General features: G+C 54.7%; 21 protein-coding genes. 14 read left to right on the forward strand and 7 right to left on the reverse strand.

Features of this window, described 5'->3' with window-relative positions; translation table 11 throughout:
* Positions 1-17: 17 nt before the first annotated feature.
* Together pknB and AC01ZF_RS04490 are read right to left on the reverse strand one after the other, a co-directional pair.
* Positions 18-1,820, reverse strand: coding sequence for a Stk1 family PASTA domain-containing Ser/Thr kinase (pknB, locus tag AC01ZF_RS04485; RefSeq protein WP_424674444.1), 1,803 nt, complete (start codon positions 1,818-1,820; stop codon positions 18-20).
* 32 nt (positions 1,821-1,852) lie between these two features.
* Positions 1,853-2,359, reverse strand: coding sequence for a ribonuclease H-like domain-containing protein (locus AC01ZF_RS04490; protein WP_424674443.1), 507 nt, complete (start codon positions 2,357-2,359; stop codon positions 1,853-1,855).
* 189 nt (positions 2,360-2,548) lie between these two features.
* Between AC01ZF_RS04490 and AC01ZF_RS04495 the strand changes: the two genes are divergently transcribed.
* Positions 2,549-3,508 (forward strand): nucleoside hydrolase, encoded by a 960-nt coding sequence (locus AC01ZF_RS04495; protein WP_424674442.1) that lies wholly within the window; start codon positions 2,549-2,551, stop codon positions 3,506-3,508.
* 12 nt (positions 3,509-3,520) lie between these two features.
* Here AC01ZF_RS04495 and murJ read toward each other — a convergent pair whose 3' ends face one another.
* The 3 genes from murJ to AC01ZF_RS04510 form a co-directional block, all read right to left on the reverse strand.
* Entirely contained in the window at positions 3,521-5,074 is a 1,554-nt protein-coding gene (gene murJ, locus AC01ZF_RS04500; protein WP_476575148.1) for a murein biosynthesis integral membrane protein MurJ, read from the reverse strand.
* A 5-nt stretch (positions 5,075-5,079) separates the two neighbouring features.
* The gene (locus AC01ZF_RS04505; RefSeq protein ID WP_428111229.1) at positions 5,080-6,192 is read right to left on the reverse strand and encodes an LCP family protein; all 1,113 of its coding nucleotides are present in this window, start codon (positions 6,190-6,192) and stop codon (positions 5,080-5,082) included.
* A gap of 240 nt (positions 6,193-6,432) precedes the next feature.
* Positions 6,433-7,236, reverse strand: coding sequence for a biotin--[acetyl-CoA-carboxylase] ligase (locus AC01ZF_RS04510; protein ID WP_424674439.1), 804 nt, complete (start codon positions 7,234-7,236; stop codon positions 6,433-6,435).
* A 149-nt stretch (positions 7,237-7,385) separates the two neighbouring features.
* Between AC01ZF_RS04510 and AC01ZF_RS04515 the strand changes: the two genes are divergently transcribed.
* The 5 genes from AC01ZF_RS04515 to AC01ZF_RS04535 all read left to right on the forward strand — a co-directional run bounded on the left by AC01ZF_RS04515 (position 7,386) and on the right by AC01ZF_RS04535 (position 12,736).
* A complete protein-coding gene (locus tag AC01ZF_RS04515) occupies positions 7,386-7,520 on the forward strand; it encodes a hypothetical protein (RefSeq protein ID WP_015941933.1) in 135 nt (44 codons plus the stop codon).
* Between the two features lie 144 nt (positions 7,521-7,664).
* Positions 7,665-10,007, forward strand: coding sequence for a hypothetical protein (locus AC01ZF_RS04520; protein ID WP_424674438.1), 2,343 nt, complete (start codon positions 7,665-7,667; stop codon positions 10,005-10,007).
* Positions 10,004-10,963, forward strand: a complete 960-nt coding sequence (locus AC01ZF_RS04525) for an ABC transporter ATP-binding protein (RefSeq protein WP_424674437.1) — start codon at positions 10,004-10,006, stop codon at positions 10,961-10,963. Before AC01ZF_RS04520 ends, AC01ZF_RS04525 begins: the two co-directional genes overlap by 4 nt.
* Positions 10,964-10,973: 10 nt before the next feature.
* On the forward strand, positions 10,974-12,035 hold the full coding sequence (locus AC01ZF_RS04530; protein WP_424674436.1) for an ABC transporter permease: 1,062 nt from the start codon (positions 10,974-10,976) through the stop codon (positions 12,033-12,035).
* A 551-nt stretch (positions 12,036-12,586) separates the two neighbouring features.
* Positions 12,587-12,736 carry a hypothetical protein gene (locus AC01ZF_RS04535; RefSeq protein ID WP_424674435.1) on the forward strand — a complete coding sequence of 50 codons (150 nt, stop codon included), beginning with the start codon at positions 12,587-12,589 and terminating at the stop codon, positions 12,734-12,736.
* Between the two features lie 222 nt (positions 12,737-12,958).
* Here the strand turns inward: AC01ZF_RS04535 and lexA are convergent, their stop codons facing one another.
* The gene (gene lexA / locus AC01ZF_RS04540; RefSeq protein WP_424674434.1) at positions 12,959-13,609 is read right to left on the reverse strand and encodes a transcriptional repressor LexA; all 651 of its coding nucleotides are present in this window, start codon (positions 13,607-13,609) and stop codon (positions 12,959-12,961) included.
* Between the two features lie 182 nt (positions 13,610-13,791).
* On the opposite strand from lexA, the gene AC01ZF_RS04545 reads away from it, so the two are divergent.
* The 8 genes from AC01ZF_RS04545 to AC01ZF_RS04580 all read left to right on the forward strand — a co-directional run bounded on the left by AC01ZF_RS04545 (position 13,792) and on the right by AC01ZF_RS04580 (position 22,186).
* Positions 13,792-15,207, forward strand: a complete 1,416-nt coding sequence (locus tag AC01ZF_RS04545; protein ID WP_476575149.1) for a FecR family protein — start codon at positions 13,792-13,794, stop codon at positions 15,205-15,207.
* 8 nt (positions 15,208-15,215) lie between these two features.
* Complete coding sequence (gene acpS / locus AC01ZF_RS04550; RefSeq protein WP_424674432.1) at positions 15,216-15,641, forward strand: holo-ACP synthase; 426 nt, start codon at positions 15,216-15,218, stop codon at positions 15,639-15,641.
* Between the two features lie 130 nt (positions 15,642-15,771).
* Positions 15,772-17,412 (forward strand): NAD(P)H-hydrate dehydratase, encoded by a 1,641-nt coding sequence (locus AC01ZF_RS04555; protein ID WP_476575150.1) that lies wholly within the window; start codon positions 15,772-15,774, stop codon positions 17,410-17,412.
* Between the two features lie 24 nt (positions 17,413-17,436).
* Positions 17,437-18,741 carry a pyrimidine-nucleoside phosphorylase gene (locus tag AC01ZF_RS04560; protein ID WP_476575151.1) on the forward strand — a complete coding sequence of 435 codons (1,305 nt, stop codon included), beginning with the start codon at positions 17,437-17,439 and terminating at the stop codon, positions 18,739-18,741.
* A 64-nt stretch (positions 18,742-18,805) separates the two neighbouring features.
* On the forward strand, positions 18,806-19,189 hold the full coding sequence (locus tag AC01ZF_RS04565) for an FmdB family zinc ribbon protein (RefSeq protein WP_424674429.1): 384 nt from the start codon (positions 18,806-18,808) through the stop codon (positions 19,187-19,189).
* An 81-nt stretch (positions 19,190-19,270) separates the two neighbouring features.
* Entirely contained in the window at positions 19,271-20,443 is a 1,173-nt protein-coding gene (locus tag AC01ZF_RS04570; RefSeq protein ID WP_015941945.1) for an ArsA family ATPase, read from the forward strand.
* Positions 20,444-20,553: 110 nt separating this feature from the next.
* A complete protein-coding gene (rpmG, locus tag AC01ZF_RS04575; RefSeq protein WP_015941946.1) occupies positions 20,554-20,718 on the forward strand; it encodes a 50S ribosomal protein L33 in 165 nt (54 codons plus the stop codon).
* Positions 20,719-20,794: 76 nt separating this feature from the next.
* Positions 20,795-22,186: a DUF4129 domain-containing protein gene (locus AC01ZF_RS04580; protein WP_476575152.1), complete on the forward strand. Its 1,392-nt coding sequence runs from the start codon at positions 20,795-20,797 to the stop codon at positions 22,184-22,186.
* A gap of 34 nt (positions 22,187-22,220) precedes the next feature.
* Here the strand turns inward: AC01ZF_RS04580 and glmS are convergent, their stop codons facing one another.
* Complete coding sequence (glmS, locus tag AC01ZF_RS04585; protein WP_424674427.1) at positions 22,221-24,083, reverse strand: glutamine--fructose-6-phosphate transaminase (isomerizing); 1,863 nt, start codon at positions 24,081-24,083, stop codon at positions 22,221-22,223.
* Between the last annotated feature and the right edge of the window lie 973 nt (positions 24,084-25,056).

Here is a 25,056-nt window from a genome sequence, read left to right on the forward strand (position 1 = left end):
AAAACATACGCTCATTCTTATTCCTCTGCTCTCACCCCTAGGACGATCCGACTACCGCGCGGAATGTAATCACCGTTGTTGAGACCAACATAACTATTCCCGGCTTCGCGTGCGGCGCTCACAACTTGATTCGGCGCATAGCGGTCAAAATCGGGAATACGATCACGTCCTTGCACATCAATAAATACGAGGATGACCCCCGGCGTATTGGCTAAAATGGCTTCTGCCTCTGCACGGCTGCGACCGATGACATCGGGAAAGCGCACGACATCGCCTAAGCTGACGTAGATCGTTACTCGATCACCCTGCGGAATACGCAGCGTAGCACTCGGTGATTGCCTGATGACGAAATCGGTATCAATCGTTGGATGTGGTTCCTTGACAATCTCCACGGCAAAGCCGGCGGCTTGCAATTGGTTAGCGGCAATATCTTCGCGGGTTCCGGTCACATTCGGTACTTCCACTAGCAATGGCCCTAAACTAACGGTGTACGATACCGGGCTGTTGACTTCGACAATGGTGCCGGGGGGTATGGTTTGCGTAATGACAATTCCCTGCGGTACATCGCGATTGTGTTCGCTGCTTGGCGCAGGGAGAAGCCGATTTTGCTGTAACCGTTCACGTGCTTCACCGTCACTTAGCCCCACGAGTTCTGGCACAGTTGTTGTCGTAACAAGGGTAGGTGTGGGGTCACTGTTCGTGCTTTGACCACCAGGCGATAGAGTTGTTGAGGGACGTATTGGGTTGTTTACAAACAGATTGTTAAAAACCCCGGTGCTGATCAGGAAAACGACGGCCAGTATTCCAACGAGCATCAACATGCCGACGAAAAATGCACCGCATCCCAAACCTTCTTGCCGAGAATTGCGTACCGCAGCTTGACGAGGGCTGGGAATAGCCGTCGGACGACTGGCGGTAATTTGCGCCGAACGCGGTGGGTTGGGATTGGGTGGGCGAGCCGGTGATGGTTCGAGTTGCGGACTGACAACGGTGACTTGGGTGACCAGTTGTTCGTAGTTATGCAATTCCTCGGCCAGCTCCAGAGCCGTGCGTTGGCGTTGGGTCGGATCTTTGGCGAGTGCCCGCAGAATAATCGCTTCGAGTGCCGCCGGGATGCGTGGATTATAACGCCGCGGTGGTGGGGGAGGCTCGCTGATGTGCTTCATCACCACAGCAACCGGGTTATCACCGGTGAACGGTAGCCGGCCGGTAAGCATTTCGTACAGCACGATGCCAACCGCATAAATGTCCGATTGTGGAGTTGCCGGGCGTCCTTGGGCTTGCTCAGGTGCAATGTAGTCGGCCGTACCCAACGTAATCCCGGTTTCGGTCATTGCCGTCGATAAATGACTTTTAGCGACGCCGAAATCGGTGATCCGTACTTGCCCGTCATCAGTGACGATAATATTTTGTGGCTTAATATCGCGGTGAATCAGACCGGCACGGTGGGCAGCGTGCAAGCCACGTGCGATCTGTTCGCCGATGCGAACGGCGCGTGGAACAGCAAACGGTGCTTCCCGGTTGATCAACTGCTTCAGCGTAACGCCGGCAACGTATTCCATCACAATATAATGTCGATCACCGTCCTGACCGACATCGTAGATGTCCACTAAATTGGGATGGCTGACCATTGCCGCAGCGTGGGCTTCATGCCGAAACCGGGCCAAGAAATCTGGATCGGTCATTAGGTGCGGGTGTGGGATTTTAATCGCAACTGGGCGTTGGAGGCGGAGATCACGGCCCAAGTAGACCCGAGCCATTCCACCTTCACCCAGCAGTTGTTCGATTTGATAGCGACCGTCAAGGAGTTGTGGTTGCATGGTTACATCATCATCAGATCAAAGTATTATGTTCATTCGATGATCACTTTCCGAGCCGGATTAGCCGTCGGAAGCGGGAGTGCATCGAGGTGAGCTTCAAGCACTGCCAAGTTGACCACATCATCACGATTGTACGTAAGAAGTGTTTGCAATGCAGTGTGATCACCGTACTGCTCATACCGTGCCCAGAGCTGAGGTGCATCGCGCCCACTAAGACCGGCAGATGCGCGTGTAATGCCGAGGCGATCTTCAACTCCTTTTAGCCCGCCGTGTAGCCCTCGCCGACGGCATTCGTATAATAGATCACGATGGTCAAATTCTGCTTTCAAATCGATATTCAATTGACGTTTGATCGTCGGTAAATCAAAGCTGCTGCCGTTAAATGTGACAATTGTTGAGATGCCTTCAAGCGCATCGTACAGTGTAAGATCGTAGATTCCACCGTTGATCAATTGGATCGTACCGCGATCATGTCGGTAAATCCCGATGACGCTGATCGTGCCGCTATATGTAGTTTCAATGTCGAGATAGGCACGCATGCTAGCTCCTCTGCCTGAGGCTTTCTGGCTTCATTATGGCATGTTACCGGCGAGGCGTCAATTGCACGTTGCAACTGCCTTGCAGAAAATTATTTAGAAATTCTAAATAATCTATCTAAGTTCCCTGACAAAATATGCTATAGTGATCAACGTTTGCAAGGTATGATTTGTTTCATGTGAGGCAATCGTATGAGTTCCACTGTACGCCGGATCATCCTCGATACTGACCCCGGGATTGATGACGCGCTCGCGATCTTGCTTGCCCTCGCATCCCCCGAAATCGAACTCATCGGTCTCAGTGTGGTTCACGGCAACTGCACGCTGGCCGAGGCCGTTGCCAATGGGTTGGCCGTACTGGAATTGGGCGGCGGCCACCATGTGCCGCTCTTTGCCGGTTGTGACCGGCCATTGTTGCGCCCGCTGACCACCGCTCACGACACGCACGGTCAGCGTGGGCTTGGCTATGCCCACTTGCCGGCAGCCACCATCCAGCCGGCGTCTGGGCACGCGGTGGATTTTATTATCGACACTGTCTTGGCGGCACCCAGTGATGTAACCCTCGTGGCGGTGGGACCACTCACCAACGTTGCGCTGGCGCTCCGGAAAGAGCCGCGTCTGGCCGGTGCGCTACGCGAGATTGTGATGATGGGTGGTGCCTTACGTGCCGATGGTAATGTGACGCCGCGGGCCGAGTTCAACGTTTTCGCCGACCCCCATGCGGCGCAGATCGTCTTTTCGGCAGAGGTTCCCTTGATAATTATGCCTTGGGATGTTACCCGGCTTGTGCGGTTGCACGAAAACGAAGTGCAGCGGTTGGCGGCTGCTGGTAAGCCCATCGGCCAATTTATTGCCGACGCGACTCGCTTCTACATCGAGTTTCACCGGCGGTATTTTGGGTACGACGGCTGTGCCATCAACGATCCGGCAGCGTTGGCGCTCGTGTTCTACCCTGATTTAGCAACGTATGCTGATGTGTTTGTCACGGTTGAGACATGTAGCCCATTAACGATGGGGTTTACCGTCGCGGATTTTATGCTGAGCGATGGCCGTCGTCCGAATGCACGTGCGGTGGTGGCCTTTGATACGCCACGCTTCCTCTCCTTGTTCACTGAGCGAATGCAAGCCCTTGAGCGACGGTTGTACGGGTAATGTAGCCTTACTTTACACCCGCCGTAAACGCATTCGGATCACGTTTGCTAAAAAGGTCGCCGCTTCGAGGCGTAAAGCGATAGCGAGTAAGGTGTAGAGGACGACACCGATACTTCCGGCCACTACCACCTGCACGAGCGGTGACCAACTACTCCCGAAGGCTACGATACCGCTAACCGCTAAGGTCATTAGCGTACTTGCCAACAATCCTTTCAGCGTTGCCTCGCCGAGGCGTAATCCGTTCAGTGGTAGCGAACGTTGCAAAAGCCAAGCAGTGATGATCGCATGACCGATCCATTGCGCTGAATTCCCCAAGACCAAGCCCAAAAAGCCTAGTGACGTCCATTCAGCCAATGGAATGGCCACGGCGACATAACCCAGAACGGCTGCACCCTGAATCAAGTTGGGTGTCAGCGTATTCTTGCGTGCATAAAAAGCAAACAGCAGTATTTGGTCGATGGCTGCTGCCGGTAAGCCGGGTAGATAGTAGAGCAGCGCCAATGCCGTAATCGCAGTATCCTCAGTGCTAAACGCACCGCGCTCGAAGAGGGTAGCCGTGATCGGTAAACTTAGCGCCGCCAAACCGGTTGTTGCCGGTAAAATGAGCAAGAGCACTATTTTGAGGCCCATCGCCAGGGTTGATCGGAATGCCGCTTCATCACCAATAGCACTTTGGCGGGAGAGGGTTGGTAATACAGCAAATGCTACTGCCGAGGCGACGAGACCTAATGGGAACTGGATCAGTGTCGTCGCAAAGCGCATTGTCGATAGGGCAGCCGGAAAACCGGAGGCCAGCCAACGGTCGATGGTGACACCAATCAGCGAGAAGCCGATTCCCAATGTGACAGGGGCGTAGAGACGCAAGATACGGCGTACCGCCGGATGGCTTATATCAAACCGGGGGCGGAATTGGGCATCACGCAATCCCGGTAACTGAATGGCCAGTTGGGCGCAGGCACCGAGCAGTGTTCCAGCGGCAAGGCTCTTGATGCCAATGTAGGGAGCAAAAACGATGATTCCTACGATCATGCCGGCGTTAAAAGCAGCAGCGACAAAAGCCGGTAATAAGAAGCGACGTTGTGCGTGTAAAACAGCCGTAACAACGCCGGAAATACCCATCAGCGTGACAGCCGGCACGAGCCAGCCGACAAGTGCAATCGCTTCGGCTTGCAACGCAGATTCGGCAGGACGTGAAAGCAAGGTGATGGCGAGTGGTGCTTGCCAGGCCAGCAGCGCGCTGGCAATGGTCAGCATAGTAAAGGCCAACGTGACCACTGTCGAGACAACGTACCAGAATTCAGTGCGGTCACGTTCGGCATACTCACTGAAGACCGGCACCAATGCTGCACTTACTGCACCACTAATCAGTAGCTCGTACAGTGCGTTGGGGAGTGTCCACGCGAGTGTAAACGCATCGACAGCCAATCCACGGCTAAAGTATGCGGCAATGATCGGTTCACGAATCAGCCCCAGCACACGGCTGGCGATATTTCCCAGACTAATGAGTAGTGCTGCCAGTGCGATGCTACGAAAGATACTACCGGTGGAGGAAGAAGTTTCTGTCACAGATACTACTCTCCGCCCGCCGTTGAGACAGCCTCACCGGTAAACTGAGCAACAATCCGCTTAAGCGCCTGTGGTTGGACACGGAACGTTGCCCCACCACCAAGCTCAACAATCGACGATGAGTCAATGGCATAGCGCAAGATATTCGCTTCGCTGACGGTGCGGGCAAAACTGACGAGTTCGAGCATCGTGCGTCGGTTGAGGTCGGTAAGGACATAACCGCGTAACGCCCCGGTATAATCGTCGATGCTGGTCACCTGTTGCAAGAGTCCGCGGTCACGGATCCGCTGAAAGATTGCCATTAATACCTGTTGCTGGCGTTGGTTACGACCAAAATCGCTGTCGGCGTGGCGTGTCCGGGCGTAGATCAGTGCGCGCTCACTATCCATCCATTGACGACCGGCATCAAATGACACCTCAATTGTGCCGTAATCTTCGGTGGGGTAAGCCGGGTCGTAAATCGGTCGTGGTACATCAATTTCAATACCACCGATGATATCAATGATCTTTTTGAACCCATCAAAGTTGATCAAGATAAAATTATCGACTGGAATACCGAGGAGTTTGCTAACCGTCGATTTTGCAAGCGCTGCACCTCCTCCCGGCCCAAAGCGATGTTCACCAATCGCGTAAGCGGCATTAATCCGCCCTTCGCCACCGGTTGGATAACTAACCCACAGATCGCGCGGAATCGAAAGCATACTTACTCGACCGGTATCGCGCGTGATATGCACCAAAACGATGGCGTCGGTACGAGTAGGTCCGGTATCATCCGGTCGTGCATCAGTGCCCAACAACAGAATATTGAGTTCAGGCCGACTGAGCTGCAGAGCTTCTGCCGTAGCGGTGGCCGATGGCGGATCGATCTGGGTAGTTGGGAGTGTCGTTGGCTGGGTGCTCGGAGGAGGTGGGGGACCATATAGTTCTTCTGGTGACGTGATTGGTTGTGCAGTCGGGAGCACAACCTCAGTTGGCAATGCCACTGGTGTAACAATCATTGCATCGATGTCGGCCAGCGCCTGACTCCATTCAAAGCCAATGCGTAGCAACGTGGCTACGACAATAACGCTTATGACGGTAGCGGCGCCGATCAGAATGCGCCTATGCAATGCTAACATATCCTCCTGCTCCGCAATCAGGTACCGTTCACTTCGGTGAACTGACGCAACATTGTGATCGGAGGTTGTATTGTTGCCGTCCACCTTGATCAGACGAGGATCGAAACGGTATCTGAACTGTCATCTTTTACACCGAGTGTTACTATACCATATCGAGCGAACCTCGTGAACTCTTGTCACAATGATGTGCGACTGAAAAATGACTGATGTGTGCAAATGAAGTCAGATAATTACGTTGATCTAACTTACCAATCCGACATCACCACTTTCAACCCGGTGGATGATCCCGTGCGGCGCACGGACGATCAGCGTACCTTGCCGATCAACATCGATAGCTTCACCGTGAATCACACTATAGCCAGTGTTGATAGTTACATTCTGCCCAAGCGTAAGCAGATGGTTACGCCATGTCGACCATAGGCTATCACCATCACCGGCGTACAGTCTTTGCATCCAGAAATCGTAACGGCGCAAAAGAGCTTGTAAAAAACGTAGACGGTCAACGTTGGGAGCGCCGGCTAGGGTCAGCGCGGTTGTCGGATAAAGCGTTGTCTGCGGATCAGGCGCGGCGCTGATATTAATTCCGCAACCGATGATTGCCCAGACCAATTGGCCTTCATCCCAGCCACCTTCAAGCAAGATACCGGCCGTCTTGGCCCAGCCGGCCGACGTGTTGACCAATACATCGTTTGGCCATTTTAAGCCGACAGTAAGCGATGTTTCGGCTTCAATCGTTTCGAGCAACGCTACTGCTGCGAGCCAGATCAAGGCCGTTGGGGTACTCGTGGCAGCGGCCGGTGGTTGTAAACCGAGTGAGAAGAGTAATGCACTGCCCGGTGGTGCGACCCAGCGCCGGCCAAGTCGGCCGCGACCGGCCGTCTGTTCTTCGGCGACGACTAAGACCGGCAACGCATTTGGTGGAAGGGTGGCAATGGCAGTGCGGGCCAGATCCATTGTCGAACCGACTTGGTCATAACAGTAAATGGTTACCGGTACAGTAGTACTCGGTGGTAACCCAGCCCGGATTGCATTGGGATCGAGCATGATGCATCCTCGGTACACAAAATGAAAAGTCACTAAAAATCCATCAAATGGTATGGACTCGGTAACAATTTTTCGTTATACTACTCACTACTGAAACTATGCACTTGCTCAGCGGGTGCTGACCTCTTCGCAGCGGAAAGGATTTGCGTATGATGACACTCATTCTACTGGCGGCAATGATCGTCATTGCCGGTGGAGTATGGCTATCGCTGCGTCAGGTGCAGCCCGAAGCGATACGGGTTCGGGTCCGCGATCGTGTTCAGCCGCGCCGTTGGTACCGCTAAGCACTGCTTATTGTACCGCAGCTTGTTCCTCCGCGCCTCCCTGTTGCGGGTAGGCGCGGTTGTGTTGTAACGGAACTTTTTGTCTGCCGGTACCGTCTTTCTCTAGAGTAGCCGCCTGACAGGTGATGGGAAAGGCATAATCGTATGGGTGTAAAGCAGGCGTGGCGTTGGCTAATGGTTCTCGTCGTGCTCACAATAGCGGTTGTCGGACAGTTTGCACCGGTAGCTGCTCAGAACACCGACGTGAGGCTAACGGTACGACCGGCATTTCAAGGATTCTTCCACCCCGGAACTTGGTTACCGGTCGAAGTTGAAGTAGCAAATGAGGGTGTCGATCGAACAGCAGAGATTGTCATCGGCCCGACCGGTGGCCCTTTTTTTAGTACTATCCTTGATCTTCCCGGTGGTAGCCGGAAAGGCGTTACGGTTTACGTCTATCTCTATAATCAACCATCTCGGATTCAGGCACAGTTGTTGGTCAACGGTACCGAAGTAGCAACTGCTACGGCTCAGGTCCAATCGGTACGCGAAGGGTTATTGATCGGAGTAGTTGGTACGCAGCAGCCGCGTTTACCGGCCCAGTTGGAAGATGGGACCCGAATTACGACGGTGCCGTTAACACCGAGTGATATCCCGGCTGATGGTCTTGGCCTGTCACCGTTCGATGCTTTGATCGTTACCGATGTTGCGTCAGATGAATTGCAATCTGATCAGCGTGAGGCAGTGCGAGCATGGGTGTTACGCGGTGGTACCCTGTTGATCAACGGTGATTCCGGTTTGGCCCATACCCTCGCCATCTTATCCGATGATCTCATTCCAGTAACGCTCGACGGTTTCTTGTCTCCCTTGGCCGATCTACCCTTGCGGCCACTGCGCCTAATACCGCGTACCTTTACGGTCGATCAACCATTTATGGTACCGTTGCCAAAATTACCCAACGGATTGGCATGGGGGCGTTGGTATGGCGATGGTCAGAGCATTGTGCTCGGCTTCGATCTTGCGACACCGGAATTGGTGAACTGGTCGGGATGGCATGCGTTGTGGCAAGTGCTCTTGCCATCTTCACCATTTGTCCCACCCAATTTGGCATCTATTACCAAGCTCTATCCTACCTTTCTCGAAGAGAATCTGGCGAATGCTTTGATGAGCTTGCCGGCATTCGATCTTCCATCACTCAATCTGATCGTTATCTTACTTGGTTGTTATGTAGTGGTGGTCGGTCCGGTAACGTATCTAGTGCTGCGCCGGCTTGATCGACTTGCCCTGGGGTGGATAGTCGTTCCGGTGGTAACACTCATGTTTGCGGTGATTGCCTATGGTATTGGTTACAATCTGCGTGGCGGTGACGTGATTATTAGTCAACTGTCGCTGATCAATACCTATGCTGCACCGATAGGACGTGAACGAAGCTTTGTAGGTGTCTTTTCTCCTGATCGGTCAACTTATCGTTTGCGTTCAACAGATGATGATGTGCTGATACGCCCCATTCAGGTCCAAGGGCCGTGGAGTTCAGAAGTACCGGCGAATGGTCGTTACCTGCAAGGAGTTTCTGATACAGTAGTAGAGGATCTTGAGATACCGCAATGGTCGTTGCGGGCCGTTGCAATTGATCGAGTCGTTCCTATCGATGTGCTCGAGGCACAGCTCATTGTCAATGGTGATGAGGTACAGGGGACGGTAGTCAACCGGGGAGAGCGAACTCTTGAGGATGTGGTTGTTGTGTACGGTGATCTCATCAGTCGTCTCGGTTCGCTTGCCCCTGGTGAGCGGTGGGTTAGTCGGCTTGAGCGTCCGGCCCACGCCTACGATGGCATCTCACTCAGCTACTTAATCTACGGTGAGCAGTTTGATGCGATGGCACGACTGGCGCGACCGATGCCAACAGATTTGCAATTGAAGAGTCGCGTGTTGGATGCGCTGTACGGGTATGGCACGGCGATCCGCGGCAAGCAACCGCTCGTATTTGGATGGTACACGATGCCAGAAACCATGATCACGCCGGTGGATCGTCGTGCTACAAGGCAGCAAATCGTGTTGCTGCATAGTTTGGCTCGCCTGCGTTTGGAAGACGGAGAAGAGGTGGTCCTGACCAATGGAGGCTTTGCAGCAACGTTTGAACGTATCACCAACGCAAGTAGTCCGTGCTATTCGGGTAATGTTCTCGGTGCTGCTCCTAACGTAGAGCCGGTCGTGTTACGGTTTACGTTACCCCGTGATCTGATCGGTCTCCGGCCAGATAGTATAACGATTAACGTGCGTGCGGATATGTTTTGGAGTGGGCAAATCGAGGTGTACGATTGGGTTGATGGTGTTTGGGTGCTGTTACCTACCGAGGCGGTCTTTCAGATGAGTAGTGTTGAGGTTCCGCAACCGGAACGGGTATTAGGCGGCCATGGTGTCTTACGGGTGAGGATGCAGAGTCGCGATCAAACGCAGGGAGTTAGCTGTATCTACCTCGATCCGACTGTGCAAGGACGACTACCATGACATTAGCAATCGAGACGATTGATCTCACCCACCGCTACAAGAAATTCATCGCGCTTGATCGGCTCAGCGTGCAGGTCGAACGGGGCTGTATTTACGGATTTATCGGGCCTAACGGGGCGGGCAAAACAACAACACTGCGCATTGTCGCCGGTTTGCTGCAACCGACGAAGGGTGAGGTGCGCTTACTGGGTGAACGGCTGACAACACGCACGGCGCAGCGTCTGGTTGGCTACATGCCCGATTTCTTCGGCGTCTACGATGATCTCCGGGTGTGGGAGTATCTCGACTTTTTTGCTCGCTGTTATGGGTTGCACGGATCACGTCTGCGCCAGGTTGTTAACGAACTACTCGATTTAGTCGATCTGAGCGAAAAGCGTCATGCGTTTGTGCAGACCCTGTCACGTGGTATGCAGCAACGGCTCTGTTTGGCCCATGCGTTGGTGCATGATCCACCTATCCTTCTGCTCGACGAACCGGCGAGCGGTTTAGATCCGCGAGCGCGGGTAGAGTTGCGTGAATTGTTGCGTACCCTGCGCGAGATGGGGAAGACCATCATGCTCAGCTCACATATTCTCAGTGAGCTAGCCGAAGTGTGTGACGCAATCGGGATTATCGATCATGGGCGAATGGTGTTCAGTGGCCCACTTGCCGAAGTACAACAACAACTTGCAACCGGCTCGCGGGCGCGCATCCGTGTGGCACGTACCGATAGCGTTGGGTTGGCCCTGACACTCCTCCAACGTCAGTCGTCGGTACGCACTGTGAGCGCTGCACCTGCCGATCCGCGAAGTTTAACCGTCGAGTTTAGCGAACCACTGAGTGAAATCCAATGTGCAGTGCTGCTCACCGAGTTGATCGGCGCAGGCGTAGCAGTCAGTGAGTTTAGCGCGCGGAGCGAGAATCTCGAAGAACTCTTCCTGCGGTTGACAACGCAAACGGCTGAGATGAAGGTATAGGAGAATACGTATGGCGACATCTATTCGTCGGCCATTGCTTAATCCGATCTTGGTGCGTGAGGCCCGCACGCGGATGCGCGGGTTTCGGCCGTACCTGATTTTGACCATCTTCTTGTTGCTGCTCATCATGACTGCGTTGGGTATCTATCAATACATGATCTTGCAGGCACGAAATGGTACCGTAGTGTTAAGTTCACATATCGGTCAAGCTTTGTTTCGTGGGCTGGCCTTTACCGAGATGCTCTTCATCGTTCTCGTTGCGCCGATTTTAACCAGTGGAGCAATTAGTAGTGAGCGCGAGCGTTTGACCTACGATATGCTGCTAGCCACACCGTTACAGCCGGGGCAGATGCTCTCTGGGAAGTTAGTCGGTGCGTTAAGTTACCTCTTGCTTTTGATTGTAGCATCGATCCCAGTCTTTAGTACGGTGTTGATGTTTGGTGGGGTCGATCTACGCACACTGGTATGGATTATCGTGCTATTAAGTAGTGCTGCACTCTTCTTTGGCACTATCGGCTTATGCTGTTCGGCATTATTTAAGCGCACGGCATCGGCCACGATTGCAAGCTATGCGGTTGTGGTCCTGTTATGTGGAGTTCCGTTGCTGATTGCGACGATTTGGCCACAATTTAGTAATCCGATGGGGCAAAGCCCACCGCCATGGTTGCTGTATCTCAACCCACTCAGTGCGATTGTGGCAGTAACGACAGTTGTTCCGATCATCAACCAGCCTGATATTCCATTTTTTAGCGTCAGCGATCCGTTTATGGTCGTACCGTTTCTGTCGCAATTTAGTGTTGGCGTTGTGCGCCATACAAATACAGGGCCGGTATTGATGCCGGTCTATCGGGCGACATTGTTAGGGTACTGGTTAGGGACATTTATGCTGCTCTGGCTGAGTTCGCATTTGGCACTCCCGGCACGACGTTGGCGACCGCGTTGGAGCGATTTAGGGTTTGTAGCGGTGGTAGGTGCGATTGCACTTTTAATGTGGGTGAGAATTGAATGGTGGTGGATTATACCACCGCCTGATCTATGGTTGGTACCAGACCAACCGGTACCGTTGCCGTAAGGTAGGTTGTTAGGAGGTGATTGAGCTTAAGGGTTATGACGCTGTTGTCGTGTTCACCGACAATGAGGTCGCCGTAAGGTAGGTTGTTAGGAGGTGATTGAGCTACCCCTTGACATCACTCTACGTTGAGTGACGGTGAGGTTTGCAGCATACCCACGTACCACTCGTCGTTTGGTGAGGGAAGCGGTGTTTCGCAGCGGCGGGGCAGGTACTCTTGCTTGGCGAGGGGCGAGATGGGTCGCAGCGGGGTATGTACCGCTCGTCGCTTGGTGAGGAACGCGGTTTGCGGAGTGAAGCTTCTTTGTCGTGATAGGGTCACGGCGTACCGTGACCGTTGCGCAAACCATGCCCAAACCTATTTCACCGACGGGGTGCTGGGGACCGGCATGACGCGGTTCCGCAGCAGGGCAAGCTCCCCAGGTGCGACTGCGTGAACGCACGGTAGTGTGTGCCGGGCGCTCCAGCTTCCTTCGTGCATCTACTAGCTGGTCGGCGCGTGAGCCTCGTGCATCCACAGCAACGCTGGTTGTGGTCGCTCGCGCAGGAGGTGGATGCAGAGTCACGTTACCGGTTGGCCGTTGTTCAGCGGGAACCGGGAGGTTGCTGCACCAGCCCATCCGCTATGCGGTGTTGGATGCGATACCGTGCTGGTCGATCCACGCGATCCGTTGTTTGGCGATGGTCTCGGTTCACGCGGGTAGATAATGCCACGGTAAAGTACAATATTGTCAACAGATGGCAACCCTATTGTTCATGTACGTTGTTCGCTGCCGCTCGTCGAACGCCTTATCCTGGTTTGTAAGTCAATGATACAACTACCGAAGCAGTTTAATCTGCTTACCGGATCCGCACGGCTCATTTGACGTGCCGACTATCAGACGTCGCCACACCGTACTGTGGGCACACGCCGGGTATGAACCAGACTATAATAAACTGCGCAGCACGCCGATCACACGGCCCTGAATCTGCACATTATCGGGCGCGGTATAGATTGGTGGCATCGTCGCATTAGCGGGTTGAAGACGAATCCGATCGTCTTCGCGATAGAACTTCTTTAGCGTCACTGCGTTTTCGTCAATCAGGCGAGCAGCAACCATCTGGCCATTCTCAGCGGTCTCTTGCCAGCGCAGCAAGACAATATCACCGTCGTCGATTAAGGCATCGATCATCGATTGGCCGCGTACCTTCATTGCATACACACCGTTGAGTCGGTTCGGTGGGATAACATCAGCCGGAATAACGATCTGCTCGGCACTGTTCAGATCGATCTCTTCGGGATCGGGTAATGGTGAACCGGCAGTAATAGTGCCGAGCAAAGGTACACGGCCAATGGCCTGGTCAAGACGAGCCGGTGTGAGGCCCGGCAAGCTGATGCCGCGTGAAATCTTGTCGTTTCGGATAATTTTTCCGAGGCGCTCAAGCACGTTAAGGTTATACGAAACGACCGAGGTTGACGAGATGTGCAGATCGTGTTGGATGTCTCGGATGGATGGCGAAATGCCACGCTCGCGGATAAAATCGACAATGTATTGGTAAATCTCCGCTTGTCGATCAGACATCTCACGTCTTCGCATGGCCGCTATCCTTTCAGTAGGCCGCGGCCCTAGCGGACTGCGGCAGACAAAACTAGAACTTATGAGCAATTATAACTTCCGAACACTTGTTTTGTCAAGTACGGATGTTCAAGTATATGCCGATGGCGCTGCCTATTGCAGTTTTGCTGAGTTGTTAGTCGCTTCGAGTATAATAACAAGGTATGGGAACACCAACAGTAATTTCGCATGATCGCATAACCGCTCAACGTCGCACGTTGCGAATTGCGTGGCTAACCCTGTTTGTTTTTTTTGCACTGTTCCTTGCTATTGTCACGATGGTCGTTCTGAGCCTCAGACAATGGTATCTGACGGTTACCGATGTCCATCGGGCAGTGTTAATTGTGCGAAGTTCTAATGAGAGTATTGTCTGGCAACCGGTCGGACGCACGATCTTTCAGGGGACGCGCGATCAGCAAGAGTTAGGTGAAGGCGACGTTTTGCGTGCATTACCGAATGTCGGATACGGCCAGGTCGCTTCGTTACGTTTGTTTGAGGGTAGCCAGCTCGATCTCTGGGCCGGGGCTGAGTTGCGCTTAGTCGAACTCCGTACTACGCGCTGGCATAGTGGAACGTTACAGATTATCCTCGAACAGACAGGTGGCTACATCCGGTACGACTTGCGCGGTGATCAGCCGTTTCAAACGGTACGATTTACCGTGCTCGTTGGTGATACGCGCGTCGAGTTGTTGCCCGGTGGTAGTTACAGCATCGGGATGTTTCCGCCCGAACGGCGGGTTATTCGGGTTGACGACCGTCCGGCATTGGTAGCCGATGTCGCGGTGCGGGCCGGTAGTGCAACAGTGATCGGCGTGGTCGGTCAGGCGGTACGGCTAACTGCCGGTCAGCGGATCGAGATTGATCCGGCCGATTTGCCCGGTCTTCCGGTGCCGGCACGGTGGGAATTGATCCGCGATGGTGGCTTCTCCCGCTTTTCAGAGGTAGAGTATAACAATACGACGCGCACCGATGACCCAACACTGACACGCGCAACGACGTGGCAGGTGTCGGGAACCCCGAGCTTGCCATTGTCCGAACGAGGCTTCTTTCGGCTTGCACCGATTTGTCGACCACCGAACGAGACGCTCGTTTGTCGCCCCGAAGATTGGCGTACTGCGGCATGGTTCTACCGTGTCGGTGGGCAGATAAACGGCTTTGTTACCAGTATTCGGCAAAACTTAGGCGTACAGGGAACCGGGGTAGATGTGTCTGAATTCCGGTCGCTCGTCTTTTCGTTGTGGGCGCGGGTCGATTATCAGTCGCTCACGGCAGCCGGTGATCGAGGGACCGAGTGTCCGGTTATGATTCGGATTGTAGCCCGTCGGACCAGCCCAACCGATCCTGATGAAGAACGGGTAGTGTGTATCTACACGGCGGTTAGTGATGATGCGTTACGGGTACGGGCTGATGGTGTTTTCTACGTGCGGATTGAGCCGTCGAAGTGGACTCAATTTCGGGTAGATTTGCGCGATCCGGGTTGGTTGCCCGATTATCGGTATCTGCGCAGTGTTGAAATCTATGCCAACGGGCATGACTATGACTCGCGGGTCGCAGAAGTCTCGCTGATCGGAACGCAGTAGGCCGTGTGATGTTGTACCACGGAGTTGATCTGGTTGAAGTGAGACGGATCCGGCAGGCGGTGACACGCTATGGACAGCGTTTTTTGGCCCGTGTCTATACCGCTGCCGAACGAGCCGATTGTGAGATTGCCCCTCAGGTGATGCGCTATGAGGCGTTGGCAGCACGGTGGGCTGCCAAAGAGGCGTGCGCCAAGGCGTTGGGGATCGGGTTGCGGGGTTTGGGGGCATTTGCCGTGGATCATCGGCCGCGTGCCGGCTTACATGATATTGAGGTAGTGCGTGATGCCGCCGGTCGTCCTACATTGCATTTGATCGGGGTAGCCGCGCAGACGGCCAACGCCTTGCAGATCCGTGCGTTGGCAGTAAGTTTGTCTCATACCGATGAGTTGGCAATAGCGAGTGTTGTGGCTTGGGCGGATCGTAGTGGGGTGTAACCGTATTTGTTGTTTATCCCACTATTGGGGAATTGTCATCTACGCCAGACCTACTATAACAATAAGTACGATGGACAAACCGGAGAGCTGTTAACCAAGAGCAATATCAGCTTTCGTTTGGGAGCAGCGAATGGAAACGGATTTGCCATTTGTCGTGACCGCAGCACAAATGCGAGCGGCTGAAGAGGCAGCAGTAGCTCGTGGCGACGATTGGGCAGTGTTGATGGAACGAGCCGGTGCCGGGGTGGCGACTGCGGCATTGCACCATTTTGCACCGTTAGTCGGTCGTGATGTGTTGGTGTTGGTTGGGCCTGGTAACAACGGTGGTGATGCGTTAGTTGCAGCGCGTCATTTGGCCGATGCCGGTGCGCAGGTCATACTCTATTGCTGGCGACGTACAAAAGTCGATGCAAATTTGTCGGCGTGTCGCGCACGTCAGCCGTGTGAAGTACACGCGGCCGATGATACCGATGGCAAGCTGCTGAGCGCCGCATTGCAGACGGCGGTCTTGGTCATCGATGGACTGCTGGGGACCGGCGCGCGCCCACCACAAGCCGATCTGGCGGCAATTATTACTATGGTGAATGAGGTGCGTTCCCGACGCACCGATCTGCGCGTCCTGTCAATCGATATACCAAGCGGGGTTGCTGCCGATGATGGTCGGGTTGCGACTGTAGCGATTAAGGCCGATCTGACGGTCGCAACCGGTCTGCTCAAACGCGGGGTATTGCTCTGGCCGGGCCGTGGCTATGCTGGGACACTCGTCGTTGCACCGATTGGGTTGGGGGCGTTAGATGGAGCATTGACTATGAGTACACGATTAACCGGTGCACAGGCTCGTTCGCTGTTGCCGGCACGCCCGGCTGATGCGCACAAAGGAGTGTTTGGCAAGGTACTGGTCCTGGCCGGTTCGATAAACTATCCCGGCGCAGCGGTGTTAGCTTGTGCGGGTGCTCAGCGGGTTGGGGCCGGCTTAGTCACCTTGGCAACCGGGCGGAATGTGTTGGCGCTAGCTTCGTTACCACCGGAAGTAACCTTGTTACCGGTAGCCGAAGGTGATTGGGGAGCGATTGGGCCGGCAGCGATTGAAGAACTAGCCGATGATTTACCGCGCTATCAAGCTCTCTTAATTGGGCCGGGGCTGGGGCAAGCTGAAGCAACCCGTTCACTGGTGCTGCGCCTATTTGGATTAGATCAGGTACGTAGCCGCACGCGGGTTGGGTTTGTGGCGGTAGGTGAGACCGAAGATCATACACCGCCCCACACGGTAGAATTGCCGCCTACCGTCATTGATGCCGATGGCCTCAATTTGTTGGCGAGTGCTCATGGCTGGTTCGAGCGCTTACCGCTGGAACGGTGTGTACTGACCCCGCATCCTGGTGAGATGCGTCGGTTGCTCGGTGTGGAGGAATTGCCGCCGGATGTCGTAGCCGTAGCTGCGGAGGCGGCCCAGCGCTGGCGGCAGACGGTGGTGTTGAAAGGGGCAACAACGGTGATCGCCGCACCCGATGGGCGTACTGTGATTCACGACGGTGCTAATCCGGCGTTGGCGACTGCCGGTTCGGGTGATGTGTTGGCCGGTGCAATTGCCGGTCTGATCGCCCAAGGATGTGGACTATTTGATGCAGCAGTGTTGGGTGTCTATCTGCATGGTGCTGCCGGTGCAAAGGCCCGGTTGATGTTGGGTGATGCCGGTGTTGTGGCTGGCGATCTACTCCCGCTCTTACCGCAAGCGATCCGTGATTTGCGTGCAAACGCAAGCACCGGGTAAGCACGGTGGAAAGGAATGATCATTATGCGGATGGTTGAGATTATTGCCGCGAAACGTGATGGTCGCGCATTGACTACGGCGGAAATTGAGTGGCTCGTGCAAGGATACGCTGCCGGCGAGATTCCCGATTATCAGATGGCGGCCTTGGCAATGGCGATAGTATTGCGCGGCATGGATGATCGCGAAACCGCCGATTTGACGATGGCAATGGCTCGTAGCGGCGACATGCTCGATTTACACGATGTCGCACCGCTAACGGTTGATAAGCATTCAACCGGTGGGGTCGGTGATAAAACAACGCTCGTGTTGGTGCCGATGGTGGCGGCGGTCGGGTTGCCGGTGGCGAAGATGAGCGGTCGCGGGCTTGGCTTTAGTGGCGGTACTATTGATAAGCTGGAAAGTATTCCCGGGTTTCGCGCCAACCTGAGCGCTGAAGAGTTTCGCCGCGCCGTCCGCGAGCTAGGTTTGGTCGTTGCTGCGCAAAGTGGTGATCTGGCACCGGCCGATAAAAAGCTGTATGCGTTGCGTGATGTGACTGCAACCGTTGAGTCTATTCCTCTGATCGCGGCAAGTGTGATGAGCAAAAAGCTGGCTGCCGGGGCCGATTGTATTGTACTTGACGTAAAGTATGGGCGTGGCGCCTTTATGCATACTCTCGACGATGCGCGGCAATTGGCACGCACAATGGTCGCGATTGGGCGACACGCCGGCCGGAAGGTGACGGCCGTGATCAGCAGTATGCAGCAGCCGCTCGGTTTCGCCGTCGGTAATGCGCTGGAAGTGCGGGAAGCAGTGGCGGCATTGCGTGGCTCAGGTCCCTCCGATTTGGTGGAGTTGTGTCTCGTACTTGGCAGTGAATTGGTGTGCATGGCCGGTTTGCGGGATGACACTGATACAGCGCGTGCCTTGTTGGTCGAAGCGTTGAACAATGGTGCAGCATGGGAAAAGTTCCGGGCGATGGTCGCCAATCAGGGTGGTGATGTGACAACGCTTGACCATCCTGATCGATTGCCAAATGCACCGGTTCACGTTGATCTGGCAGCACCGCGCGCTGGATTTGTCACTGCAATTGATGGTCAAACATTGGGGTTAGTCGTGAATGCATTAGGTGGTGGTCGGGCGCAGAAGGAAGATACGATTGACCACTCAGTCGGACTAGTTTTGCGGGCAAAGGTCGGAGCGAGCGTTGCCGTCGGTGAGCCATTGGTGACCATCCATGCAGCTCGTCAGAGTGATGTAGACGCAGTTGCCGAACGGCTTGTCAGTGCCTATACTATTCATGACACGCCACCACCACCGTTACCACTCGTCGAGGAGATTATCCGGTGAAGTGCGTGATTGTTGGTGAGCATCTGCTGATCGCAACCACACACTGAGTCGTGCGAGGTTACCCATGCCGATCTATGAATACATATGCCCGGCTTGTAATGGGCAGTTTCAAAAATTAGTACACGGGTTTAGCGATCCGGCCGGTTTGGCCTGCCCGCGTTGTGGGAATACCGAGGTTCGCCGGGCGATTTCGCGTTTTGCGACGCTCAAGTCAGAAGATGACCGGATCGAAGCACTGGCCGATCCGGCAAACTTTATGGGGCTTGACGAAAGTGATCCGCGATCGATTGCCCGTTGGGCAAAACGTCTGGGGAAGGAGCTAGGTGAAGATGCCGGTGAAGATTGGGACGAGATGGTCGATCAGATGCTCGAAGAAGAGCTAAGTGGCAAGAAGGACGAGGACGACAGTGGTTCGACCGGTAAGCCCGATGATCTCGGCTGGGCTTAAATCTCGCTTTGCACAGTTTTGCATAAAAGACAATTTAGCGGTATTATAAAGTAAAGTCGCTTTTAGAATGAACGGTCGAGTATGCGCATCCTCTTCTATACCGGCAAAGGTGGTGTTGGTAAAACGAGTGTTGCAGCGGCTAGCGCCCTCCGCTGCGCCCAACTCGGATATCGGACAATTGTGCTCTCGACCGATGCAGCTCACTCATTGGGCGATTCGCTAGGGGTCGATTTGCGCGCAGAACCCTTACAAGTAGCGCCCAATTTATGGGCGCAAGAGATCAATGCCCTCCACGAGCTTGAGTCGAGTTGGGGTGTCGTCTCGCGCTATCTAGCCGATCTATTGGCATGGCAAGGGGTAGAAACGATTGCACAGGGCGAGTTATCGGTTATTCCCGGTACCGAGGAACTTTTTAGTTTACTTCAGATCAAGCGTCACTACGATGAAGGGAAGTACGATGTGATCGTAGTCGATGCGGCTCCAACCGGCGAAACGCTACGCTTGCTGTCTTTGCCCGATGTAATGAGATGGTGGATTGCCCGCCTGTTTCCGATTGCACGGGCCCTGTTGCGCGTCGTTCGTCCGGTGGCGCGACGGGTGACCGACATGCCGATTGCCGATGATGATGTGTTGGCTTCGGCGCAGCAAGCAATTGATGCCTTGATCGATGTGCGTCAGTTGCTGACCAACCAGCAAATCTGTACGGCGCGGATCGTGATGAACCTCGAAAAGATGGTTATCCGTGAGGCGCAGCGCTCATTGACCTATCTGAGTCTGTTTGGCTACGCCGTCGATGCGATTATCGTCAATCGAATTTTACCGCCGAACGTTGATGCTCACTTTGGGCAGTGGCGCGAGATGCAGCAACAGTATGCACCAATGGTGCAAGAGATGTTTGAGCCGTTGCCGATCTTACGTGCTCCGCATTTTTCGCAAGAGATTGTCGGCGTAGAATTGTTATCGCAGTTGGCCGATCATCTGTTTGGGCGGCGTGACCCGGCGGCATTCCTATACCAGGGTCCAACGCAGCGTCTCGAGAAGACGCCGGATGGGTACGACTTGATCGTGCCATTGCCGTTTGCTTCGGAAGATCAGGTGCATTTAGCCCAAAGCGATGATGAGTTGCTGATATCCGTTGGTTGGCATCGGCACCGTATTGTGTTACCACAGTCGCTGGCGCGGCTGCGGGCCCAAGATGCTTTCTTCGAGGACTCGTCGCTGCGGGTGGTCTTCCGACGCGAAGCGGCGGCTTGATACGTGTCGTTGTTGCTACAGTTGCTTGCGCTAGCCCAGTTATGGTATACTAGATGCCAGTGCGCCGTAGCGGCGCAATTTCGTGTGTAGTTCTGGGAAGAGGGATCGCTATGGCCAGCAAGAAGGGTAACCGCATCGTGATTAAGCTGAAGAGCACCGAAAGCGGTCACACCTATACCACCGAGAAGAATCGGCGCAACGATCCGAACCGTCTGGAGTTGCGCAAGTACGATCCGATTGTGCGCCGCCACGTGCTCTATCGTGAGACGAAGTAGGTGGATACAGGTTCGTCCGTCAACGGTACTGCGGGGGCACAGCGATGCTGCGCCCCCGCCGAGTTTTGAATACTAGATGATGCTCCGTCTTGTACGTATCGTTTCGCTGGTAGCTTTTGAAGCCACCGTGGTTGCGCTACCGTTGTTGTCCCTCACCGGTGTCGCTTTGCCGTGGCTGGGATTGGCCGGTGCAGTGTTGGTCGGTTGGCTGGCCGATACTGCGAGTCGGCGGTTGCGTTGGCCATGGCATCGCCTCGTCCTGGCGGTGGCTCCTCCGGTGGCTGCAACCGGCTTAGTCGGGTTGGCGTTCGGGCTAGCGCCGGTGGCCGTATGGGCCGCGCTGCTGCCGGGCCATCCACAGAGCGGCCTTGTCTATCTCACCGTCCTTTGTGCCTTTGTTCTGGTTTGGCGTGGGGTTAGGTTGGCCGAACACGACAGTGCCACACTGCTATCACTGGCCGGTAAAGTAGGGATCGTGGTGGTAGCTGCACTCTTGCTTGGCCCGCTGCTCCGCGCCGGTGCTGTCCCACAGCGTGAGTTGCTGCTGGGGTATGTGGTTACGCTGGTCGGAACGGGCTTGGCAGCTTTAGCACTTACCCACCTGGTTGAGACGGCAACCGTTCACGGGCAAAAACTCGATCTGCGCTGGACGATGTTGCTTGTTGGGATTATCGGCAGTGTCTTGCTAGTAAGTGTTGTACTGACTGCAACACTCAGTGGTGATGTGACACTAGATGCGATCGTGACCGTCTTGCGCTGGTTGCTGTTGCCGTTTGCGCTTGTCGGTGCGGGACTTGTCTACCTCTTCACAACCGTCTTTGGTGATCTGATCCGCTCACTCTTTGCGTTGTTAGGACAGGCATTGGTGCAGATGAATCTTCGCCCTGAGCCACCACCAACACCTGATACAGTACCGGTCGATGAGAGTTCGGTATCGGCAGTGATCACGTTGGCGCAGCAGGCAACATTTGTGTTAGCGTTGATCCCACTGGCTGCACTGTTGATTGCTGTGTTGCTGTGGCAGCGCCGAAGACGGTTTGTTGCTATAGATGAAGAGCGCGAATCGCTGGATGTCGGGCAAAGCGTGTTGAACGATCTACGCGATTTGTTGGGTTTGTTGCGTAATCCTTTTCAGCGTCGGTTGCGTGGGTTGCAGGCTGTGTTAGCGGCATTGCGTGGGAACGATCCGGTAACGCGAGTCCGCCGTGCGTATGTGCAGGTGTTGTTAGTGCTAGAACAGCGTGGTTTGCGTCGTGCGCTAGCCCAAACTCCGGCGGAATGGTACGCTACTGTTGCGCCAACTTTATCCGACCCAGCACCGCTAGCCGACTTGACAGCGGCTTACGAGCAGGCGCGATACCGACCTGATGGTGTTGATGCGGCAGAGGCCGGGCGGGCGGAGCAGGCAGCGCAAGCGTTGTATGATCAGAAAGATCAGATACGGCGTGATGAGGGGGGATCGGTATGATCCCCCGTCTTTGACGGTGTTGCCTAATCGGTCACTACTCAACGGTGACGCTTTTAGCGAGGTTGCGCGGCTGATCGGCATCGCATCCGCGTAGTACGGCGACGTGGTAGGCGAAAATCTGCAACGGGATGACGTTCAGTACCGGTTGCAAGAGGGGCAACGTCGCCGGTACACCGATCAGATGATGAGCTTTTTCGGCGAGCAACTCATCGCCAAGGTGACCGATAGCGATCACCTGACCGTGACGCGCACGCACCTGTTCAATGTTACTCACCATCTTCTCGTAGATGTGGTCACGCGGGGTGATGCAGATGACCGGCATTTGCTCATCGATCAGCGCAATGGGGCCGTGTTTCATTTCGCCTGCCGGATACCCTTCGGCGTGGATGTAGCTAATTTCTTTCAGCTTGAGCGCGCCTTCGAGGGCAATCGGATAATTGATCTGGCGGCCAAGGAAGAGCGCATTATTCGCCTTGTGGTAACGTTCGGCAAGGGTAATACAGAGCGGCGTTGTCTGTTCGATAGTTTGGGCAGCCTTACCTGGCAATTCGATCAGGGCCTGAATGTGTTCGCGGATTTGGGCCGGGGTGAGTGTACCGCGCGCCTGCGCGAGCCGTAACGCAAACAGGTAGGCCGCTACCAGCATTGAGGTAAAGGCTTTGGTCGAAGCTACCCCGATTTCTGGGCCGGCGTGGAGATAGATCGGGCCACCGTCGGCCAACCGCGCCGCTTGGCTACCGATGGCGTTCACAATTGCCACGCTCGGTACCCCTTGGTTACGCGCCTCCTCCATCGCAGCCAAGGTATCAACCGTCTCACCACTTTGCGTGATCGCCAGGAGCAAGGCGTCACGCTCATCATCACTCTGCAAAACTGGGTTACGGTAACGAAACTCGCTGGCGTAATCGACTTCAACCCGCACTCTGGCGAGTTGCTCGATTAAAAACTTCGCTACCAAGCCGGCATGCCACGCAGTGCCACAGGCAACTGCATAAATACGACGCACCCGACGCAGATCAGCATCGCTCAGGCGAATATCCGTCAGTGTGATCCGTCCGTGCTCTTGGTCAATCCGCCCACGTAACACGTCCATCAGTGCGCGTGGCTGTTCATCGATCTCCTTCTGCATAAAGTGGCGATAATCGCCTTTCGCAGCCGCGACCGGGTCCCATGGAATGGCGTGGATTGTGCGTTCGACCGGAGTTCCATCGAGGTGCGTGATAGTGACCTCATGGCGGCGCACCACTGCAACATCCCGATCCTCAAGAAAGATCAAATTGCGGGTATAGTCGAGAATAGCCGGAATGTCTGAAGCAATAAACTGCTCATTATCGCCAAGGCCGATGACTACACCACCCGCATTGCCAAGCCGTGCTGCTACCAGGGTGTCCGGCTCGTGGATGCAGAATGCGACGATAGCGTTACCACCACGCAATTCCTGGAGGGTCTGGCGCACCGCAGTAACTAGATCGCGGTACTGATGGTAATAATGCCCGGCTAGCTTAGCAATCACTTCGGTGTCAGTCTGCGACTCGAACTGGTAGCCCAACTCGATCAGCCGTCCCTTGAGAGACAGATAATTTTCGACGATCCCGTTCTGAATGACCACAATGCCACCGCTCGCGTCACGATGCGGATGGGCATTGATTTCGGTCACACCACCGTGGGTTGCCCAGCGGGTATGGCCGATCCCAATATGCCCGCGAGTTGGTTCAGCGACCAGTCGCTGCCGCAAATTGTGCAACTTGCCGACGCTACGGCGTAATTGCAAGCCGATGGTAGGGTCGTAGATCGCAATACCTGCCGAATCGTATCCGCGATATTCCAGACGTTGCAAGCCGTTAATTACGACTTCGGTCGCGTCACGTGTACCAACATAGCCAACAATGCCACACATTGCAAACACTCCTCGTCTAGGCCGCACATAGTGCGGCTCTACACCATTCGTCGGCATCATCAAGCGGTACGGCGAACACCTCTGAGTAAAACGCCGTTACTGTGGTGATGCAGTCACGAGAGATAAGCTTGGGTGGGGGAAGGCTAGGTGGTGGGTCGCTACCGATGGCTTTGTCCTTGCCCGTTACCGGGAGGCGTTGCCCCATCGGTTTACCGGTGGCGCCCTGCACCGGGGAGGCTTCCGCTGATCTCTCGATGTTCCGGGTGGCTATCACCCGTTAGCTCCGGCTCGCACCGGGAACCTCCGTCCTCGTCAACTTCACCGTGGTGAAGTCCATGCGCTAGACTTATTAGTAGTACGTTCGGGTGTTTCTTTCCTCCCGGTTGCGCCCCCGCGCAACCATAACCGGCTCCTTTGATGCTCAGAGTATACCATGCTCTATGTCGGTCATCGTGACAGTTTGCTCATCAGATAGCTGATAATTTCCTTATAATTTGACTGTTGCTTTGTTGAGAAATTAGGTGCTTTGTCTCATAAATAACCCACACTAATCTAAAAGGACTACATACCCTGTCGTCAAGCCATTTACACCTTCAACTATACTTAAACCCTTAGCAACATATTCACCAAACCATCGTGTAAATCCAGTTGCCACCAGCTCCCTCTTGTCAGTTCGGGCGCAGCGAGACATCTTTGTCAGTTCGAGCGTAGCGAGAAATCTTCGTCATTCTTCCCCACACACAGGATTTCTCGGGCGCTGGCGCGTCCTCGAAATGACAGGTGCGGTGCTCTCCTTCCCACGCGCAGATTTCTCGGGCGCTGGTGCGCCCTCGAAATGACAATGGGGTCGTGTGACGGGTAGGTCGCGCGGAGTACGGTTCTTGTGCGCAAACCACTGTCAGTTCGGGCGCAGCGAGACATCTTTGTCAGTTCGAGCGTAGCGAGAAATCTTCGTCATTCTTCCCCACACACA

It is taken from the genome of Chloroflexus sp. (assembly GCF_056331925.1).

Bases quoted from the DNA above. Each gene is read 5' to 3' on its own strand.
- pknB (WP_424674444.1), bottom strand. From the start codon at position 1,820: ATGCAACCACAACTCCTTGACGGTCGCTATCAAATCGAACAACTGCTG.
- AC01ZF_RS04545 (WP_476575149.1), top strand. From the start codon at position 13,792: ATGGGAACACCAACAGTAATTTCGCATGATCGCATAACCGCTCAACGT.
- AC01ZF_RS04565 (WP_424674429.1), top strand. From the start codon at position 18,806: ATGCCGATCTATGAATACATATGCCCGGCTTGTAATGGGCAGTTTCAA.
- AC01ZF_RS04570 (WP_015941945.1), top strand. From the start codon at position 19,271: ATGCGCATCCTCTTCTATACCGGCAAAGGTGGTGTTGGTAAAACGAGT.
- AC01ZF_RS04560 (WP_476575151.1), top strand. From the start codon at position 17,437: ATGCGGATGGTTGAGATTATTGCCGCGAAACGTGATGGTCGCGCATTG.
- AC01ZF_RS04525 (WP_424674437.1), top strand. From the start codon at position 10,004: ATGACATTAGCAATCGAGACGATTGATCTCACCCACCGCTACAAGAAA.
- rpmG (WP_015941946.1), top strand. From the start codon at position 20,554: ATGGCCAGCAAGAAGGGTAACCGCATCGTGATTAAGCTGAAGAGCACC.
- glmS (WP_424674427.1), bottom strand. From the start codon at position 24,083: ATGTGTGGCATTGTTGGCTATGTTGGTACACGTGACGCGACCGAAGTC.
- AC01ZF_RS04580 (WP_476575152.1), top strand. From the start codon at position 20,795: ATGATGCTCCGTCTTGTACGTATCGTTTCGCTGGTAGCTTTTGAAGCC.
- AC01ZF_RS04520 (WP_424674438.1), top strand. From the start codon at position 7,665: ATGGGTGTAAAGCAGGCGTGGCGTTGGCTAATGGTTCTCGTCGTGCTC.
- lexA (WP_424674434.1), bottom strand. From the start codon at position 13,609: ATGCGAAGACGTGAGATGTCTGATCGACAAGCGGAGATTTACCAATAC.
- AC01ZF_RS04535 (WP_424674435.1), top strand. From the start codon at position 12,587: ATGCAGAGTCACGTTACCGGTTGGCCGTTGTTCAGCGGGAACCGGGAG.
- AC01ZF_RS04515 (WP_015941933.1), top strand. From the start codon at position 7,386: ATGATGACACTCATTCTACTGGCGGCAATGATCGTCATTGCCGGTGGA.
- acpS (WP_424674432.1), top strand. From the start codon at position 15,216: ATGTTGTACCACGGAGTTGATCTGGTTGAAGTGAGACGGATCCGGCAG.
- AC01ZF_RS04495 (WP_424674442.1), top strand. From the start codon at position 2,549: ATGAGTTCCACTGTACGCCGGATCATCCTCGATACTGACCCCGGGATT.
- AC01ZF_RS04510 (WP_424674439.1), bottom strand. From the start codon at position 7,236: ATGCTCGATCCCAATGCAATCCGGGCTGGGTTACCACCGAGTACTACT.
- AC01ZF_RS04530 (WP_424674436.1), top strand. From the start codon at position 10,974: ATGGCGACATCTATTCGTCGGCCATTGCTTAATCCGATCTTGGTGCGT.
- AC01ZF_RS04505 (WP_428111229.1), bottom strand. From the start codon at position 6,192: ATGTTAGCATTGCATAGGCGCATTCTGATCGGCGCCGCTACCGTCATA.
- AC01ZF_RS04555 (WP_476575150.1), top strand. From the start codon at position 15,772: ATGGAAACGGATTTGCCATTTGTCGTGACCGCAGCACAAATGCGAGCG.
- AC01ZF_RS04490 (WP_424674443.1), bottom strand. From the start codon at position 2,359: ATGCGTGCCTATCTCGACATTGAAACTACATATAGCGGCACGATCAGC.